The following is a 492-nucleotide window of genomic DNA, read 5'->3' on the forward strand; positions in this document are numbered from 1 at the left end:
CACAGCACGCATTCGAACGGGTCACGACTCAGGAACTGTTTCACCATTTGTGCATAGCACACTTTCGCCACTGGTTCCGGTTTATCCATCCCCAGAGCACGGTACACCTGCGGCAGCTTCTCTCCACACACCCGGCTGGCAAGGAACCCGAAGTACCTCACCATCTTAAAAAACTTCTCCGGGATGTGCTGTTTCAGCCTCGCGACCAGCTCACGCTGTGTCAGCGTTTCCGTCGCCGTTTCTCCCGTTTTGTGGTCCAGGTAACGGAAGCTCAGGCTCGCCCCTCCGTTGTAATGTGCCAGCCGGGAGGCCGCTATCGGCGGCTTCTTCAGATAACGACCCAGGTAGCGCGCCGTATTCCTCCCGCCGGCCGTTTTTTTCGACATGTACACATGCCAGTATTTTCCTCCGGCTTTCAGCACCAGGCTTCTCCTCTGTGATTCCGTCGTGATATGTGACAACGACTCCGGCATCGCCAGCCCCTCTGACCAC

Annotated in this window: 1 protein-coding gene; it reads right to left on the minus strand. The window is 57.1% G+C overall.

The genetic code is table 11. From position 1 onward, the window contains the following. Nucleotides 1-492 (minus strand): transposase (locus ACUU1I_RS21150; protein ID WP_447387886.1); only part of this gene is annotated, 492 nt, incomplete at both ends.

The sequence above is a fragment of the Shigella sp. SIG3 genome (assembly GCF_053555855.1).